Origin of the sequence: Pseudomonas sp. R32 (genome assembly GCF_009866705.1) — a bacterium.
GTDB classification, from domain to species: domain Bacteria; phylum Pseudomonadota; class Gammaproteobacteria; order Pseudomonadales; family Pseudomonadaceae; genus Aquipseudomonas; species Aquipseudomonas donghuensis.
The window spans coordinates 3,506,327-3,521,567 of sequence record NZ_CP019396.1; the positions used below are offsets into that span (position 1 = coordinate 3,506,327).

The following is a 15,241-nucleotide window of genomic DNA, read 5'->3' on the forward strand; positions in this document are numbered from 1 at the left end:
GCCGCTGCTGCGTTGCCCCGGCACGGGTATCAGAAGCGGTAGTTGGTGCTCAGCTCCAGGGTCCGAGGCGCCCCTGGGGTGATCAGGTCCACCGAGCCGTGGGCCGAGGCGTAGTAGTCGCGGTCAAAGACGTTACGCAGGCGCAGGGCCATGTCCCACTTCGGCTGGTTGTACAGCAGTGCAGCGTCCACGGTGGTGTAGGACGGCATCACCACGACGTTGTCCAGCGCGGTGTAACGCTCATCCACATAGTTGGCGCCCATGCCCACACGCCAGTGCTCGGTCAACGAGCGTACCAGCCACAGGTTGGCGCTGGTGCGCGGGGTCAGGGTCGGGGTCTGGCCTTCGTTGGCCACGCCATTGGTGCGGTTGGTGGACTTGATGATTTCGGCATCGAGGAAGGCAAAGCCGCCATAGACTTGCCACTTGTCCGTCAGTTGCCCGCTCACGGTCGCTTCGAAACCGTCGGTACGCTGCTCACCGGCCAGCACCAACTGCGCCGGGTTGGCCGGGTTGGTGGTTTTCATGTTGGTACGTTCCAGGCGGAACAAGGCCGCGGTCACCGCCAGGCGGCTGTCGAGCAAGTCCCACTTGGCGCCGATTTCGTAGTTGGTGGTCTCTTCCGGTTCCAGGCCCTGGTTGCCGGCACTGAGGGCGAAGACCTCCGACGACGGCTGGTAGGAGCGGCTGACCGACACGTAGTAGGACTGGATCGCGTCCGGCTGGTAGACCAGGCCGATGCGCGGGCTCCAGGTGGTGTCGGTGCGCGACAGCTCGGTGCCGCTCAGGTCGTCGGCGTACTCCTGGTCAAACACGTCGTAACGCACCCCGAGCAGGGCCTTCCACTGCGGCGCCAGCTCAATCAGGTCCTGTACGTAGAAACCTGCGATGTCCTGGGTGGTGGTGCCCTTGGCGGTCTGGCGGTTGGCCTGGAACGGCACATCGACCAGACCGTCACGGAACACCGGGACCTGGGCCACGTTGTTCTGGCTGAACACGCTCTGGTCCTTGACCTGCCGGCCGAGCTCCACGCCGTACAACAGGTTGTGGTTCATGCCGGCCAGCAGCGCCTGCTGCTTGAGCTCGGTCTGGTTGAACCAGCCGTCTTCGCTGCGTTGCACGTTGCCGCGGTTGAGCTTGACCAGCAGTTCACCATTGGCGGCGGTGACGAAGCGGGTCGGGCTGGAGTCCGCCAAGGTGTTGTTGCGGTCCAGGTCGTAGTGGTAGTAACGGCTGGTATTGCTCAAGGTGAAGTTGTCATTGATCCGGTAGTCGACACCGGCGCTGAAGGAAAACACCTCGCTGCGGGCGTAATCGTCATCCGGGTCGGCGGCGCCGAAGCGCTTGTCGCGGTCGACATCGACCGGGCGGTTGCCCAAGGCCGGAATGCCGAAGTCGATCAGGCGCTTGTCGTACAGGTAGGTAGCGCCCAGGTTCAGCTCCAGGTCATCGGACAGCTTGAAATAGGCCGAGGGTGCCAGGGCCTTGCGGTCGATGTAGCCATCGTCACGGAAGGTGTCGCTGTCTTCCAGGGCGCCGGTCAGACGAAAGGCCTTATCACCCTGCTGCTGGTCGGCCCAGCCGGTATCGAACTGGGTACGGCGCTTGCCCTCGCTGTCGAAGCTGACGCCCACTTCCTGCACCGGGCTGAAGGTGGGTTTCTTGCTCACGCTGTTGATCAGGCCGCCAGAGGAGCCGCGGCCATAGAGCACGGCCGCCGGGCCCTTGACCACCTCGACCCGCTCGACATTGGACAGATCGCGGTAATACAGGGCGTCGTCACGCATGCCATCGACATACATGTCGCCAATGGCACTGAAACCGCGAATCGTCACCTGGTCGCGCTGGCCGTCGCCGTTGGACAAGCCAATCCCCGGCACGTTCTTGAGCACGTCCTCCATCGACTGCGCGCCCTGATCCTTGATCACGCTCGCTGGCACGACGTTGACGGTTTGCGGGATGTCACGCAGCGGCGCGTCGATTTTCAGAGCACTCCGGCTTTCGCTGGCCTTGTAGCTCTGTTCTTCATAGTTGCTGTTGACCGAGGTTGCCGGAATAGCCAGGGGTTCGGCGTGCAGCGCTGGAGCGACCAGCACGCTGAGCACGGAGAGAGAGGCCGGGTGAATGCGCGAAAGAGCCACCATGCGTTCCTTTTTTTGTAAGGATTGTAAAGAAGCGCAAATGGTAACGATTTGTAATTGAGAACTAAATACTATTACGTTTTAAATATTTTGACGCCACGCACAAAAAAGCCAGGCTGCCGTCCTTGACTGCAGCCTGGCTTGTTGTCGACCGCGTGGCGGCGATCAATGCATGTGCTGGTGGCCCGACATGGCTTCAGCATTCAGCGCCCGCACCGGCGCCTTGACTTCAATGGTCTGCTTGACGCCCTTGGCATCCTCGACCACCAGGGTCAGCGGTACCTGCTCGCCTTCCTTGAGCTGCTGGTTCAGTTGCATGAGCATCACGTGATAGCCGTTGGGGTCCAGGGTCACCGCCTTGCCGGCCGGCAGCGCGACGCTGTCGACCTCGCCCATCTTCATCACGTCGTTGTCCATGGTCATCTGGTGCACCTGCACGATCTTGGCCACCGGCGAGGCCACGCTGATCAGCTTGCTGTCGGTGCTGGCGGTGAGGGTCATGAAGGCACCGCTGGACTGCTGGTGCGCCACGGTGGCGCGTGCCCAGGCGTCGCTGACGGTGGTTTGCGCCACGGCCGGCAAGGCCAAGCCAATCAGGGCCAACGCGGCCAGGGTACGTTTGACAGGGTTGCGAAGCATTAACACACCTCCATGACAGTGAGCAGGTCTTCTGCGCACTCTTTTGCATTGAGCGAATGGGACAGCCCCAGGCGCAACTGGCCGCGGGAATCGAAGACGTAGCTGGTCGAGGTGTGCGAGATGGTATAGGTATCGCCGGCTGGCACCTTCTCATAGAACACACCGAACTCCCGGGCTGCCGCCGCGGTTTCTTCGAGGGTGCCGGACAGCGCCACGAACGACGGATCGAAGGCCTTGACGTAGGCGTCGAGCACCTCGGGGGTATCGCGCTCGGGGTCGAGGCTGATGAACACCACCTGCAAGAAGCCTGCGTCACGGCCCATCAGCTTCTTGATCTGCGCTGCGCGCGCCAGGGTGGTCGGGCACACCGCCGGGCACTGGGTGAACCCGAAGAACACCATCGGCATCGAACCCCAGAAACTCGACAGGGTACGGACGTTGCCTTGGGTATCCTTGAGCTTGAACGAACGGCCGAGGATTTTGTTGCTCATGTCCTTGCCGTATTTGAAGTCCAGCGCGCCACCGGAACGGGGGTCGCAACCTGCAAGGGCGCCGAGGCCCAGCAGGCTGATCCCGGCAACAACCTGGCGCCGGGTCAGTAAATCAGTCATGTAACCATCCTTTTGGGAAGGTGCCAGCCCCTGGATAGAGGGCATGTCGAGAAACCTTCGCATTTTGTCATGGCGGTGGACGCAGGTTCCAGCGCGCAGCGCCCCGTACGTCTGTATCCCAGTATTTACGGGGTGCGGCCTGTTGTCGCAGGCAGTGGCAAGAACACTCGGCAACGCCTGCCAGGTGGCGATCGCCGTGTTACTGGCAACGCTGGGCAGCTAGACACTGACAAACTCGAACTGGAGGTATCGCACCCCTTCGGGCGTTTCAATGGTTTGCACCTGTGCCCCCGCCGGCAGAACCTTTGGCCAGAAGCGCAGGCCGGCGAGGTTATCCGCCAAGACCGATAGCTCCCATCGGCCGCTGTGCAACGCGAACAACGCCTGCGCGGCGGCATGGCCAACCCCCGCCAAGCGATAGTCACTGGCGACATAGAACTCGGCCAATTCGTACACCATGAGCTCTTGCTGCTGGCGAACCAGGGCGAACCCTGCGATGTCGCCCTCAACCAGCAGCAGGTAGGCAAAACGCCCTGGTTCCTGCCAGTAGAGCGGTAAATAAGGGTATTCCCCTTCAACTCCGAGTTCGCGCAAATACCCCGGAAGCATCGCCTCAAAGTGGGCTTTTTCACTCTCAAGTGCGGGCTTTATCTGAACCTTCATGCTGCTAATTTCCTACATCAGTCACAAAACGGTACACATCCTGCTTACTGCGAGGCGACGCATCCTATGATGCGCCTTTCGTAACGACACATAAGGAAAAGTGCCGTGTTCAAACCGTTAGCAGTCGCTGTAAGCCTGGGTTGCGCAATGTTGTCGTCAGGCGCCAGCGCCTATGAGTATGGGGAGTTTGCCGGGCAGACCCTGGACCGTCTGATCAACGACTACCCCGGGCGTTACCGTGGTACCGCCAGTTTCGAAGGTGCTACCGCACTGATGCAATCGCAACTGGGCTTCGGCTACCAGACCCGCCGCCAGGACTTCACCTGGGCCGGCAACCGCAGCTCGCAGAACGTCATCGCTTCGGCCCCGGGCCAGAACAGCACTTACGTGGTGCTCGGCGCCCACTACGACACCTATTTCGGCCGCCCCACCCTGCAAGGCCTGGACGACAATGCCTCGGGCGCCGCGGTGCTCACCGAAATCGCCCGCAACCTCGGCGGCGTGGCCCTGGAGAACGGCCTGGAAGTGGTCGGTTTTGGTGCCGAGGAAGAAGGCCTGCGCGGTTCGCGTGCCTATGTCGCGTCATTGAGCGACAGCCAGCGCGCCAACCTGCTGGGCATGATCAACCTCGACAGCCTGATCACCGGCGACAAGATGTACGCCCACGCCGCCAGCAACAGCGTCGCCAACCCGGCCCTGGGTGCCTACCGCGACCAGTTGCTGCGCATCGCCCAGGAGATGAACATCCCGCTGTTCACCAACCCTGGCCTCAACCCCGAGTACCCGGCCGGCACCGGCTGCTGCAGCGACGGCGAAAGCTTCAAGGGCCTCAACGTACCGGTGCTGTTCATCGAGGCGACCAACTGGGAGCTGGGTGAGCTGGACGGCTACGAGCAGACCGGCAACCCGGCGATCCCCGGCGGCTCGACCTGGCACGACCCGGCCGAGGACAACCAGCAGGTGCTGACCCATGCTTTCGGCCAGGAGCGCATCGACCAGCGCCTGCGCGACTTCTCGCGGCTGCTGACCCGCCTGGTGCTGGAACTGACCAACGCCGACCTGCTCGCCTCCACGGCTTCCGGCGGGGCCATGGCGCGGCAGATGGAAGACCAGCTGCAACGCCAGCACCAGGCCCTGACCCGCCTGCATGACCGCCGATGGCTGAGCCTGCTGGATGCGTCACGGGCGGTCGGCAGTGTTGACGGTGAAGTGGGTGTCGAAGGCGAAGTCTCGCCCGACAGCGGCTTCGATGCGCCGGGCAACCCGGAGTCGAAACGGGTGGGGGTCTATGGCGTCGCTGACTACCGCCTCAACGAAGCCCTGACCGTCGGTGCCAGCCTGAGCTTTCAGCGCAGCCGCGATTCGCTCGAGCATGGCGGACGCATCGAAGGCGATGCCTGGCAAGCCGGGCTGTTCGCCCTGCTCAACGACGGCGGCCCGCAATGGCTGGCCGGCGAGCTGAGCGCCGGGCACACCCGCTTCGATAGCAAGCGTTCGGTGTACATCCAGGCCAACAATGGCCCGGTGTTGCTCGACCAGCGCCTGAGCGGCGACACCTCGGCGTGGTTCTGGGGCGCACGGGTGGACGGCGGCTACGACTTCAGCTTCGGCGCCTTGAAAACCGGCCCGGTCGCCGGCCTGGACTACATGCATTACCGCATCGACGACTTCAGCGAAGACGACAACCTGCGCACCGCCCTGGGCTACGAGCAGCAGAACTACGACGCCCTCGAAGCCAGCCTCGGCTGGCGCCTGCATGGCAGCGTCGGCCTGGGCGCGAACATGGCCCTGCAACCCTACGCCAGCGTGCGCTGGGTGCGCGAGCTGGCCGATGGCCGCCTGGATGAAATTGACCTGACCAGCCATGCCGACGGCCGCGTGCGGGTGGCCGACATGGGCGGCGTCGACAAGGACTTTGGCCGTGCGCAATTGGGTGCGCAGTTGATGTTCACCGAGCAGTTGGGCGTGTTTGCCGAAGTGAACAGCCGCTTTGCCCATAGCGAGGGTAATCAGGCCGGCTACTCGCTGGGCGTGCAATGGCAGTTTTAACCCTGTAGGAGCGGGCTTGCCCCGCGATAGCGGCCTGTCAGTCACATCGCAACCGCGGGGCAAGCCCGCCCCCACAACAAAAGGATATAAAAATAACAAAACAATCTAACAATTTGGAATAAACAAATTGAAGGGCCTGCGCGGGCTCCTTATATTTTCGGGCATGCCTTGCCCTTGAATCCCAGGAGTCCGCCCATGTCGCACACGCCCCATTCCCCTTTGCGCCGCCTGCTCACCGGCGGCCTGTTTGCCACCTTTGCCGCGCTGCTACTGCCCGGCTCGCTGGCCCATGCCGAAGCGAGCAAGACCCTGCGCATCGGCTACCAGAAGTTCAACAGCATCAACATCCTCAAAGGCAGCGGCGCCCTGGAAAAAGCCCTGGCACCGCAAGGGGTGAGCGTCAGCTGGTACGAATTTGCCGCCGGCCCACAACTGCTCGAAGCCTTGAGCACTGGCGCCATCGACCTGGGCCACGCCGCCGACGCGCCCTCGGTGTTCGCCCAGGCCGCCGGCAAACCGGTGGTCTACCTGGCCGCCGAACAGCCCTACCCCAAAGGCATCGGCCTGGTGGTGCGCGAGCAGGACAAGATCGCCAGCGTCGCCGCCCTCAAGGGCCAGCGCGTGGCCACCGGCCGCGGCTGGAACGCCCAGTACCTGCTGGCCGTGGCCCTGCAGGACGCCGGCCTGAGCTACAAGGACATCACCCCGGCCTACGTCAACAACGCCGCCGACGCCGTGGCCGCACTGCAGTCGGGTAGCGTCCAGGCCGTGACCCTGTGGGACCCCTTCCTCGCCGCCGCGGAAAAACAACCGGGCCTGAAGAACCTGCGTGACGGCAGCGGGCTGTCCAACAACCGCACTTTCTACCTGTCGTCGGCGGCCTTTGCCGACAACAACCGCGCGCTGCTGAAAACCTTCTTCAGCGAGCTGGCCAAGGTCAGCAGCTGGGCCAACCAGCAGCCCGACGAAGTCGCCGCCCTGCTGGCGCCGCAACTGGGTATCGGCGCCGACGTACTGCAGGTGGCCAGCGAGCGGCGCAACTACAACGCCGTGGCCATCGACGCGCAGATCACCGCCGAGCAGCAGAAGCTTGCCGACACCTTCCAGGGCCTGGGCCTGATCCCCAAGCCGCTGAAGGTGGCCGACGCGGTCTACCCGGTGTCGGTCCTGCCTTGAGTACAGCCCATGTCCAAGACCATCCGCTTCAATGCCTTCAGCATGAACGCCGCCACCCACCAGTCCCCCGGGCTGTGGCGCCATCCGCGCAACACCAGCGTCGATTTCAATCGCCTGGACTACTGGACCGACCTTGCCCGCCTGCTCGAACGCGGGCTATTCGATGCGCTGTTCATCGCCGATGTGCTGGGCATCTATGACGTGTACCAGGGCAGCGCCGACGGTGCCCTGCGCGGCGGCGTGCAGGTGCCGGTCAACGACCCGATGCTGATCGTCCCGGCCATGGCCGGGGTCACCGAGCACCTGGGTTTTGGCGTGACCTTTTCACTGACCTACGAACACCCCTATCCCTTCGCCCGGCGCATGTCCACGCTCGATCACCTGAGCGCCGGCCGGGTGGGCTGGAACATCGTCACCGGCTACCTCGACAGCGCCGCGCGCAACCTCGGCCTGGCCCGGCAACTGGGCCACGACGAGCGCTATGAGCTGGCCGAAGAATACTTGCAGGTGCTGTACAAGCTCTGGGAAAAAAGCTGGGACGACGATGCGCTGGTGCAGGATCGCGCCAGCGGCCAGTTCCTCGACCCGGCCCGGGTGCACCCGATCAACCACCAGGGCGAACACTTCCAGGTGCCCGGCATTCACCTCAGCCAGCCCTCGCCGCAGCGCACGCCGGTACTGTTCCAGGCCGGCGCTTCGCCACGGGGCCTGCGCTTTGCCGCCGATCATGCCGAATGCGTGTTCATCAGCGCCCCCACGCAAACGGCGCTGCGCGGCTACGTCGAGGCGATTCGCAAGGCCAGCCGTGAAGCCGGGCGGCCTGAACAGGAGGTGCTGATCTACGCCCAGGCCCTGTTGATTGTTGGCGAAGATCGCCAGGCTGCCGAAGCCAAACTGCAGGAGTACCGCCAGTACGTGGACGTCGAGGCGGCGCTGACCCTGCTGTCGGGCTGGACCGGCATCGACTTCGCAGGCGTCGACCCCGATTCGTTGATCGAATACATCGACAACGACGCCGGCCGCACCGCCCTGGCGGTGTTCACCAAGGCAGACCCGAAGCGGCGCTGGACCGTGCGCGAAGCCGCCGAGTTCGTCAGCCTCGGCGGCCGTGGCCCGGTCTTGCTCGGCTCGCCCGCGCACATTGCCGACCAGTTGGAGGACTGGCTCGACAGCACCGGTATCGACGGTTTCAACCTCACCTATGCAGTGGTACCGGACGACCTGCAAGCGGTGGTCGAGCAGGTGGTGCCCGAGCTGCAGCGCCGTGGCCGCTACCGCACCGCGTATGAGGACGGCACCTTGCGCCACAAGCTGTTTGGCCGCGGTGACCGCTTGGCGCCCGAGCACAAGGGCCGGCTCGTCCAGATTTGATGCCAGGCACTATGCTCTGAACAGTCGCCCAGCCGCTGGAGCCTGTTCATGAGCCGTCGCCTTGTTCTGTGCCTGCTGCTGACCCTCAGCACCTGGGCCGGTGCCGCTGAACGCTGGCATCTGGCCCAGGACGAAGACGGTATCAAGGTCTACCTCAGCGAGGTGCCAGGTTCGCAATACCAGCAGTTTCGCGGCGTTGCCCTGATCAAAGCCAGCGTGCGCACCCTGAGCGACTTGCAGGAAAACCTGCGGGTCGCCTGCAAATGGCTGTATGGCTGCGCTGACATGCGCCTGCTCAAGGTCGAGGGCGACCGCACCTGGGTCTACCTGACCACCGCCCTGCCCTGGCCGGCCAGCACCCGCGACATGGTGATCCTGGTGCACAGCGAGCGCCGCGACGACGGTAGCCTGGTGCGTCACCTCAAGGCGGTGCCCGGCATGGTCAAGCATGTGCCGGGGCAGATCCGCGTGCGCCAGCTCAAGGGGCTCTGGACCCTGGTGCCCAAAGGCGAACACCTCACCGAAGTGACCTATGAACTGCAGGCCGATCCGGCCGGGGACATCCCCTCGTGGCTGGCCAACCAGTTCGTCCTCGATGCGCCGACCATCTCCTTGCGCACCTTGCGTGCAGTGGCCGAGCGCCAGGGCGGCGCAACGCCCTGAGCAGGCCTGCAGGGGGCGCACCAGGCCCTGCGCGGACAGGACCGGGGAGATTTTGCGGGTTGTTTGCGGGCCTCATCGCGGGTCAAGCCCGCTCCCACAGATTTTGTGGGAGCGGGCTTGACCCGCGATCAGATGCTTCAGGACAGGGCTTTTTTCGCCGCCCGCACGTGCAACACCGCGCCCATCAAGGCCACGACAATCGCCGCCGCACCGGTGGAGAACACCAGCACCTGGTAGTCCGGCACAAAGGCCATGGTCACCAGGCAGCCGATGATGAACACGATCACCAGGTAGGTCAGCCACGGGAACAGCCACATTTTCAGGCGGATCGGCTTGCCTTCGGCTTCCAGCTTGCGGCGCATCTTCAGTTGCGAGAAGGCGATCACCAGGTACACCAGCAAGGCAATCATGCCGGTGGTGTTCATCAGCACATCGAGCACGTCTTTCGGGCGCAGGGTTTCGCTGAAGTTGATCAGGGCCACGAACACCGCCACCGAGCAGGAACCGATGATCGAGAACACCGGCACGCCGGTACCGGCACGGGTGATCTTGAAGAACGACGGCGCATCGCCACGGGTCGACAGCGAGAACAGCATGCGCGACGCGGTGTAGTGCGCGGAGATCAGGCAGCTGCTCACCGAGGTCAGGACCACGAAGTTCATCACCAACTCGGCACCCGGGATGCCCAGCAGCTCCAGGGTCCGGCGGTACGAGCCATAGCCCGAGGTGCCCATCAGCGGGTCATTCCACGGCACCAGGGCGACGATCAGGAAGATCGAGCCGACGTAGAACAGGCACACCCGCCAGACCACCGAGTTGGTCGCCTTGACGATCTGCTCGGACGGGTTCTTCGACTCGGCGGCAGCGATGGTGACGATTTCCGCGCCGAGGAAGGCGAACATCACCCCGAGCATGGCGACGACCACCGTCTCAATGCCATTGGGCATGAAACCTTGCGCGGTGAGGTTGCTCAGGCCATGGACCTCGCCTGTGGGCCAGAGGTTGACCACCGCCAACCCGCACACCACAAGGAAACAGATGATCGCCACGACCTTTATCAAGGCGAACCAGAACTCGAACTCGCCGTAGTGCTTGACGTTGAAGAAGTTGACGCTAATCAGCACCAGAGTGGTGGCCAGGACGAAGACGTTGACGCTGACCGAGGGGAACCAGCCGTGCAGGATCTTGCCGGCGACGTAGGCTTCCCAGGCCATCAAAATGACCCAGAACCACCAGTACAACCAGCCGATGGTGAAGCCCGCCCAGCGGCCGATGGCGCGCTCGGCATAGGTGGAGAACGAGCCGGTGTCGGGCGACGAAGTCGCCATTTCACCGAGCATGCGCATGATCAGCACCACCAGGATGCCGCCAGCCAGGTAGGCCAGAATGGCAGCGGGGCCGGCGCTGTGAATCACACTGCCGGAGCCGACGAACAATGCGCCGCCGATGACCCCGGCGATCGACATCATGGTCAGGTGGCGAGACTTGAGCGAAGCGCTGAGCTTGCTCTCGTGCTCCACCTTCGCAGTGGAAGTGGAAGTGGATGTTGCGTCCATCAGTAGCTACCTCGTGTTCTTTTTATGCAAGGAAACTCGTGGGACCGCCTGCTACAGCGGTCTCACCCATTCAAACGTGTGAAAGTGCGGGCAGCCGACATCGCCCGGCCCAGTTGACCGGGTCGGCGACGGTGCTCACGGGGCCAGCGGAGTGCCTCTGGTCGGATTGAACGGTGCAATGGCGCGATGGCGGATCAGTGCCATCTGTGCGCAAGGAGCGGTTGGGCAGCGCCCAAGGGTGAAAGCATCAGTGTCATTGTGATTATTCATACTGCTTCAACGTGCTTTAGCTAGCGGTAACAGACCCCTAATGTAAAAATGTCCGACACATAGAGCCATGCACAGCGCGATGAAAAATCCACTGCACTGTACAGGCCGCCGATGCAGTACACCGCGATTTCCTGCAGGCGCCCGGCGTTACGCACACCTGAAGGCACAGCTTCCCCATGCTTGAATTACGAGCCGACGCATCGCCCCCGCTGGTCAACCAGATCATCAACGGGCTGCGTGAGTTGATCGAGAACCAGACCCTCAAACCCGGCGCCAAGGTACCGTCGATCCGCGCCTTCGCCGCCACCTACTCGGTCAGCACCTTCACCGTGGTCGAGGCCTACGACCGCCTGGTCGCCCAGGGTTTGCTGGTCAGCCGTGGCAATGCCGGGTTCTTCGTCAACCGTGCGGCCGTGGAGCTGATCGAAAACCAGACCAAGGAACCGGCGCCGGGCAAGCCGGAATTCAACTCCGAGTGGTACCTGCAGCAGATCTTCGAAAGCCGTCAGCTTGAGTTCAAGCCCGGTTGCGGCTGGCTGCCCAACGACTGGATGTTCGAAGACGGCCTTCGCCGGGGCATGCGCCAGGTCGCCAGCAGCGTGCTGGAACTGAGCGGTTACGGCGACCCCATGGGCCTGCTGGAGCTGCGCACCCTGACCGCGCAGAACCTGCAGCAGGACCTGCGCATCGTCGCCAACCCCAACCAGCTGATGCTCACCCACGGCGCCAGCCAGGCCCTGGACCTGGCCGTGCGTACCCTGGTGCGCCCCGGCGACGTGGTGCTGGTGGACGACCCCGGCTACCCCAACCTGATGAGCATCCTGCGCTTTCAGGGCGCCACCTTGCTGGGCGTGCCGCGCACCCCGAATGGCTACGACCTCGACCACCTGGAGCGCCTGCTCGAACACCACCGCCCGACGGTGTTCTTCACCCAGCCGCACCTGCACAGCCCGACCGCCTCGCAGGTGATGGAACGGGTGGTGTACGCCGCCATCACCGACGGACGCTGGCGCAAGCACCTCAAGCGCCTGCGCCAGCGCCTGGCCGAGGCGCAGCAGCAGGTCAGCGAACACCTCACCCGGCTGGGTTTCGAGCGTTTTATCGAAGGCGACGAAGGCATGTACCTGTGGACCCGCCACCCGGCCATCGCCGACAGCGCGGCGCTGGTCGATGACGCCCTGGCGCAAGGCATCATGCTCGGCCCTGGGCAGTTGTTCATGGTCGACTCACAGGCGACCGGGTGGATGCGCTTCAACGTCGCGTTCAGTACCGAGGCGGCGTTGTGGGAGAAGCTGGAGAAGTTGCTGGTCAAGCATGGGCGGCGGGGGCAATAGCGCCTGCGACCGCTTTGCGCTCGATCGCTGGCAAGTCCAGCTCCCACCAGTACGCCAGCGCCCTCACGGTTGACGAATGACCTGTGGGAGCTGGGCCAGTACAGCCAGCACATTCGGCGCCGCCTGAGTTACGACCGCTGCGCGCTCGATCGCTGGCAAGTCCAGCTCCCACAAGTACGACGGCGCCCTCACGGTTGACGAATGACCTGTGGGAGCTGGGCCAGTACAGCCTGCACATTTGGTGTTGCCTGAATTACGACCGCTGCGCGCTCGATCGCTGGCAAGTCCAGCTCCCACCAGTACGCCAGCGCCCTCACGGTTGATACATGACCTGTGGGAGCTGGGCCAGTTCAGCCAGCACATTCGGCGCCGCCTGAGTTACGACCGCTGCGCGCTCGATCGCTGGCAAGTCCAGCTCCCACCAGTACGCCAGCGCCCTCACGGTTGATACATGACCTGTGGGAGCTGGGCCAGTTCAGCCAGCACATTCGGCGCCGCCTGAGTTACGACCGCTGCGCGCTCGATCGCTGGCAAGTCCAGCTCCCACAAGTACGACGGCGCCCTCTCGGTTGACACATGACCTGTGGGAGCTGGCTTGCCAGCGATGAGGCCAGTACAGCCAGCGCATTCAGCGTTGCCTGAATCCCGCTCCCACAACTTCCAAGATTGGCATACGACCTGTGGGAGCGGGCTTGACCCGCGATGAGGCCGGTACAGCCAGCCAAAATCCCAGCCTATTCAACCACCCTCACCGCCGCCGATAACTCTTCTTGCCACTGGGCGTCAGGCAGTAAACCCCACCCCGCGGCCCGGTACAAAACGACCCGGAGCCACAACCACAGCCCTCGCTCGCCCCGCGCAGCGGCTGCAGCGAAGGCCGCGCGGCGCTGCCGCCCATGTACGCGGTACAGCTCTTCTTCGAACCACTGATCGACCCGTCATTGCACAAAAACAGGTCGCCATCACAGCCGGCAATCCCACCCTTGCGCCCGGAGCACGGCGTATTGGCCGCCAACGCCGTGGACGCCGCCAACACCAGTACCAGGGCCAATCCCAACCGCCCGGAAATAGAACGCGCCACAGCACCGCCTCCGCAGAAAGTGGCCGAATGCTATCAGTCTTGCCTTGGCGCAGCAAAGCACCGGCGACGGGTGCCCTGCACCTTCGCCGAGGGCGTAATGAGTAACGTTCTTGACCAAGCCTGTCGTTAACTCCCCAACCAGTTGATCTGCATCAACATTTAACCGGTTAACCAGAACGCTCATCCCTACCCTGCCCGCTGAAGGCTGAGAATGTCTCCAGGATTCACAGTGGAGAGCCAAGTTGAAGCGCATCAAGATAGCGTTGTGGTCGTTGTTCATAGGGTTAACCGTGCTATGGGCGCTGGCAGATACCTTCCTGCCGACCCCACTGAGCTATTTCTCGCTGCGTACTGTACTGGTGCAATACACCGGCGTGATCGCGATAGCGGCCATGAGCGTGGCAATAATGCTCGCCGTGCGCCCGCGCCGTCCGGAGCCCCTGCTTGGCGGGCTGGACAAGATGTATCGCCTGCACAAATGGCTCGGCATCAGCGCACTGGTGTTCGGTAGCGTGCACTGGGTCTGGGCCAAGGGCACCAAGTGGGCAGTCGGCTGGGGCTGGCTGACCAAGCCGGCCAAGGGCGGCGGTGTGGCGCCAGAACTGGGCGCAATCGAGCAGGCGCTGCGCAGCCAGCGCGGCCTGGCCGAAACCCTTGGGGAATGGACGTTCTACGTCATCGGGGTGCTGATCATACTGGCCCTGATCAAGCGTTTCCCGTACCACTGGTTTGCCAAGACCCACACTGTTCTGGCGGCACTCTATCTGGTGCTGGTGTTCCACACCGTGGTGCTGCTCAAGTTCGAGTACTGGCTGCAACCTATCGGCATCGTTACCGCCCTGCTGCTGATCGGCGGCACGCTGGCGGCGTTGCAGGCGTTGTTCAAGCGCATCGGCAAGCAGCGCAAGGTCCAGGGCCAAATCCGGACCCTGATCCACTACCCAGAGGCGAACCTGCTGGAAACCCATATCGCCCTGCAAGGGGGCTGGCCTGGGCACCAGGCCGGACAGTTCGCCTTCGTGACCTCATCGGAGTCCGAGGGGCCGCACCCTTACACCATCGCCTCTGCCTGGGAACCGCAGGCCGCGCAGCTGCGCTTTATCACCAAAGGGCTGGGCGATCACACCCGCCGACTGCCAACGCGCCTGAAAGAAGGCGACCGAGTGACGATAGAAGGCCCTTACGGTTGCTTCACCTTCGAAGACCAAAAGCCGCGGCAGATCTGGATCGGTGCCGGCATTGGCATCACACCCTTTGTGGCCCGGTTAAAGCAGCTGGCGCTGGAGCCTGACCGGCAACACCGTATTGACCTGTTTCATCCCTGCAGCGTGTATTCGCCCGACGTCATCGATAACTTGCGGGCCGACGTGGCGGCTGCGGGCGTGCGCTTGCACCTATTGGTGTCAGGCCAGGATGGCCGGCTGAGCGGCGAACGCCTGCGCAAGGAAATTGCCGATTGGCAGGAAGCGAGTATCTGGTACTGCGGGCCAGCGGACCTGGGGCAGTCCCTGCGCGAAGACCTGGTGGCCCATGGGCTGAAGCCGAACGACTTCCATCAAGAGCTGTTCCAGATGCGCTGACGATCAGAGCAAGTGGCGCGCCAGCAGCCCGGGCTGCCGCCGCCACCAGCATCGCCACCCCGGACAGGGTCAACACCACCCGACGGAAGGTCACCTCGCTGATACCG

The 15,241-nt window shown here is 63.6% G+C and carries 12 protein-coding genes; 6 read left to right on the forward strand and 6 right to left on the reverse strand.

The window, feature by feature from the left end; translation table 11 throughout:
• Nucleotides 1–29 precede the first annotated feature (29 nt).
• The 4 genes from PspR32_RS16325 to PspR32_RS16340 all read right to left on the reverse strand — a co-directional run bounded on the left by PspR32_RS16325 (nucleotide 30) and on the right by PspR32_RS16340 (nucleotide 4,054).
• A complete protein-coding gene (locus tag PspR32_RS16325) occupies nucleotides 30–2,144 on the reverse strand; it encodes a TonB-dependent receptor (protein ID WP_036996235.1) in 2,115 nt (704 codons plus the stop codon).
• 162 nt (nucleotides 2,145–2,306) lie between these two features.
• A complete protein-coding gene (locus PspR32_RS16330) occupies nucleotides 2,307–2,780 on the reverse strand; it encodes a copper chaperone PCu(A)C (protein WP_010222377.1) in 474 nt (157 codons plus the stop codon).
• The gene (locus PspR32_RS16335) at nucleotides 2,780–3,391 is read right to left on the reverse strand and encodes an SCO family protein (protein WP_036996237.1); all 612 of its coding nucleotides are present in this window, start codon (nucleotides 3,389–3,391) and stop codon (nucleotides 2,780–2,782) included. Before PspR32_RS16335 ends, PspR32_RS16330 begins: the two co-directional genes overlap by 1 nt.
• A gap of 219 nt (nucleotides 3,392–3,610) precedes the next feature.
• A complete protein-coding gene (locus PspR32_RS16340) occupies nucleotides 3,611–4,054 on the reverse strand; it encodes a GNAT family N-acetyltransferase (protein WP_159388883.1) in 444 nt (147 codons plus the stop codon).
• Nucleotides 4,055–4,159: 105 nt separating this feature from the next.
• Between PspR32_RS16340 and PspR32_RS16345 the strand changes: the two genes are divergently transcribed.
• The 4 genes from PspR32_RS16345 to PspR32_RS16360 all read left to right on the forward strand — a co-directional run bounded on the left by PspR32_RS16345 (nucleotide 4,160) and on the right by PspR32_RS16360 (nucleotide 9,313).
• Nucleotides 4,160–6,103, forward strand: coding sequence for an autotransporter outer membrane beta-barrel domain-containing protein (locus PspR32_RS16345; RefSeq protein ID WP_159388884.1), 1,944 nt, complete (start codon nucleotides 4,160–4,162; stop codon nucleotides 6,101–6,103).
• Nucleotides 6,104–6,298: 195 nt separating this feature from the next.
• Nucleotides 6,299–7,279, forward strand: coding sequence for an aliphatic sulfonate ABC transporter substrate-binding protein (locus tag PspR32_RS16350; RefSeq protein WP_159388885.1), 981 nt, complete (start codon nucleotides 6,299–6,301; stop codon nucleotides 7,277–7,279).
• A 9-nt stretch (nucleotides 7,280–7,288) separates the two neighbouring features.
• Nucleotides 7,289–8,650, forward strand: coding sequence for an LLM class flavin-dependent oxidoreductase (locus PspR32_RS16355; RefSeq protein WP_159388886.1), 1,362 nt, complete (start codon nucleotides 7,289–7,291; stop codon nucleotides 8,648–8,650).
• 48 nt (nucleotides 8,651–8,698) lie between these two features.
• Complete coding sequence (locus PspR32_RS16360; RefSeq protein WP_010222383.1) at nucleotides 8,699–9,313, forward strand: START domain-containing protein; 615 nt, start codon at nucleotides 8,699–8,701, stop codon at nucleotides 9,311–9,313.
• Nucleotides 9,314–9,450: 137 nt separating this feature from the next.
• On the opposite strand, the gene PspR32_RS16365 is transcribed toward PspR32_RS16360, so the two are convergent.
• Nucleotides 9,451–10,869 (reverse strand): amino acid permease, encoded by a 1,419-nt coding sequence (locus PspR32_RS16365; RefSeq protein WP_026001269.1) that lies wholly within the window; start codon nucleotides 10,867–10,869, stop codon nucleotides 9,451–9,453.
• A 446-nt stretch (nucleotides 10,870–11,315) separates the two neighbouring features.
• On the opposite strand from PspR32_RS16365, the gene PspR32_RS16370 reads away from it, so the two are divergent.
• Nucleotides 11,316–12,473, forward strand: coding sequence for an aminotransferase-like domain-containing protein (locus PspR32_RS16370; protein ID WP_159388887.1), 1,158 nt, complete (start codon nucleotides 11,316–11,318; stop codon nucleotides 12,471–12,473).
• 748 nt (nucleotides 12,474–13,221) lie between these two features.
• Here PspR32_RS16370 and PspR32_RS16375 read toward each other — a convergent pair.
• Complete coding sequence (locus PspR32_RS16375) at nucleotides 13,222–13,554, reverse strand: hypothetical protein (protein WP_148276790.1); 333 nt, start codon at nucleotides 13,552–13,554, stop codon at nucleotides 13,222–13,224.
• Nucleotides 13,555–13,796: 242 nt separating this feature from the next.
• Between PspR32_RS16375 and PspR32_RS16380 the strand changes: the two genes are divergently transcribed.
• Nucleotides 13,797–15,134, forward strand: a complete 1,338-nt coding sequence (locus PspR32_RS16380; RefSeq protein ID WP_010222389.1) for a ferredoxin reductase family protein — start codon at nucleotides 13,797–13,799, stop codon at nucleotides 15,132–15,134.
• The last annotated feature ends 107 nt before the right edge of the window (nucleotides 15,135–15,241 follow it).